The 2,586-nt window shown below is 61.9% G+C and carries 1 protein-coding gene and 1 pseudogene; both read right to left on the bottom strand.

Annotation, left to right across the window (positions count from 1 at the left end):
* Window positions 1–160 precede the first annotated feature (160 nt).
* Window positions 161–2,080, bottom strand: a complete 1,920-nt coding sequence (locus tag ACCD00_RS30495) for a tyrosine-protein phosphatase (protein WP_413428906.1) — start codon at window positions 2,078–2,080, stop codon at window positions 161–163.
* A 283-nt stretch (window positions 2,081–2,363) separates the two neighbouring features.
* Window positions 2,364–2,586: pseudogene (locus tag ACCD00_RS30490) on the bottom strand (hypothetical protein); the annotation flags it as partial.

Here is a 2,586-nt window from a genome sequence, read left to right as displayed (position 1 = left end):
AGCGTTTTTTTGCTTACTTTTTTTAGGCGCTTGTAAAAAAAGTGAGTCGCCGTAAGGGCGAAACCCTAAGTCGCCGTCACCCAAAAAACGGATATGTACTCAGTCAGGCCGCCTTCGTCGGAACGCCGCCCGGAGCAGGCTCGCTCCCACAAGGATCCCGTCAGAATAGATAGCTCGCCTTCAGGCCACCATTGAAACCATGGCTGTCGCCGCCACCGCTGGCGCCGATTTCTGCACCCACGCTCCACGCCCCCAGATTGGCCATGACATTGACGCCACCGGTGAACTGGTCACGGTTGTCGAAGGCTGCCTGCTGTTCAACATCCAGGCCCAGCAAGTGCCCTTCGCTGTCGGTTTCGTGGTCGCCCAACACATGCTCGTAGCCCACTTGCACGCCCGGCACCACTTGCCAGGCGCCCAGGGCGACCGGTGCAAATGAAGCGTTGAGGTTGGCCACCGCGCTTTTGCGGGTCTCGTGGATACCGTCGACGTCCAGGGCCAGCTCACTGCCCTTTTCCTGGAAGCCCGACAGGTTGACGTGGCTGATTCGCACTCCGAGGCTTGGCTCGAGGGTCACGCCGCTCACCGGAACACGGTAACCCAGTGCCAGGGTCGCGCCGGTGAGGTTGCCATGACTGTCGCCCTTGGCCGTGCCCAGACCTCCACCGAGTTCGCGCGTGCTTGAGTAATCCAGATAGCCGCCGCTGGCATCGGCATCCACGAACAGGCCACGTTCCAGCCCGTTGGGTGCAAAGCGTGCGCCGACACTGAAGAAGGTTAGGTCGGTATCGGCCTCGCCACCGGCGCCACCGACATTGCCGTTGCTGTAGCCGAATCCGGCATGGGCGCTGAGCTGTTCGGAAAAGCGCTGGGTCAGGCCAATCATCATGCCCTGGCTATGCTCGTTGCTGCTGGAGGCCCGGGATGAGCCGTCGGTGCCCAGATACCCCGCCAGGGCGGTGCTCCACAGTCGATATTGCCCGGCCTTGAGTTCGGTGCCGCTGGTGAAGGGCGCGGCGGCCTGTTCGATCATTGCGCCCTGGCGCAACAGATAGCTGGCAGCGTCGGCGTGCACCTGACCGCCGACGGTAGACTCGACGCCCCCGAGGCTGCGCGCGTCGATGGCCGACTGCAGGTAATAGTTATAGGCGCTGTAGGTGCCCGACAGGTTGCTGTTCTGCAGTTGCTGCAACAACTGCGCACCGGCCGCGGCGTTGCCGGCCAGGTCCGCCGCGCCCGGCAAGCTGTTGTAGAACACCATCTTGCCGCGCAGCACGTAGATGGTTTCCTGGGACAAGCCGAGGCCTTGCTTGAGGTAGTTATCCATCGTGCCGTACTGCGCGGTCACCTGGTCCAGGCCGGCTTGCAGGTAACTGGCTTCCACACCGATCAGCGGCGCATAGATGGTCGCCATGGCCGGTGGCATCGCCGCCAGGGTCGCCTTGATACGCGCGGCGGTGTAGTCGTTGGTCGCCAGGTAGTTGCTCATGATGGTGGCATCGTCGACTCCGGCGATGCTTTGCAGCACAGCCGCGGTCCAGCCGGTACGGTCCTTGCCGGCGGTGCAATGGAACAGCGCCGCGCCGTCGACCGCGGCCAGCTCATTGAACAGCTGGTTGAATTCGCTGCGCATCCCCGCGTTCCTGACGAAATCACGGTTGGTGTCCTGCATCATGGCGGTGGCTTCGGCGGCGCTGTGGAACGCGACATTGGTGACGTTCGCCCCAGACGTGGAGCCGCCGATGATGTCGATGTTGGTGTACGTCGCGCCCGTGAGCATCCTGTCGGGCGTAGCGGCGATCTCGCTGGGCGTGCGCAGGTCGTAGACCGCCTTGATGCCCAGGCCGTTGAGGGTCGCCAGATCCGCCGCCGACGGGGTCAGCGCGTTGGAGCGGTAAAACACCCCGCCACGCAGGGTACCGTCATTGGCCGTGGTATAGGCGGTGGCAAGCCCGGCGACATCGCGGAAATTGTCGATGCTCTTCAGGCGTGGCGTGTTGAGGGGGACCGTCTCGGCAGCCTGGGCGGCAGCGATGGACAGGCTCAAGACAGACAGCGAACACACAAGTCGTTGGAACACAGGGCAGCCTCATTGAAATCGCATTGGGCTGACTAATATCTACATTGAAATGACGCTGAACATGACAAATCGCCCGCGGACGCAAATCACTGCGCGATGTGTCCGGGTGGCTCGTTTTCTGTCCGTGCAAGGGCCGTTTTGCGGCCGCTTTACTGAAGGAAGTGAATGATGTGCGGGGTGCGACGCGAGATGCGCAATGGCCGGTGATCTAATGCCAGGTGCAAAAAACCCGCCTCTCGGCGGGTTCTTTGATTTTCTGAAACTGATTTCTACAACCGCGAACTCAATGGGATTTTTTCGAGGTCGACAGTCCGGCTTTACTCAAGCCTTTGGTGTTGTGATCACCCGGCTTCGAGGCCGAAATGGCCCGGGCCTTGGCGACACCGCGAGTATCCTTGGAATGGGCGATGCCTGAGGTCGTGGTGCCACGGCCGTTATCGTCATTGCGCTCACTGCCGAAATGGTTCCCGCTGAGACCATGGTCGCGCACGGATTTGCCGGCATGG

It is taken from the genome of Pseudomonas sp. Pseusp3 (genome assembly GCF_047304225.1).
In the GTDB taxonomy this organism is placed as follows: domain Bacteria; phylum Pseudomonadota; class Gammaproteobacteria; order Pseudomonadales; family Pseudomonadaceae; genus Aquipseudomonas; species Aquipseudomonas fluorescens_CD.
The sequence above is the reverse complement of the archived record's forward strand: the minus strand, read 5'-3'. Positions and strand labels throughout refer to the sequence as shown.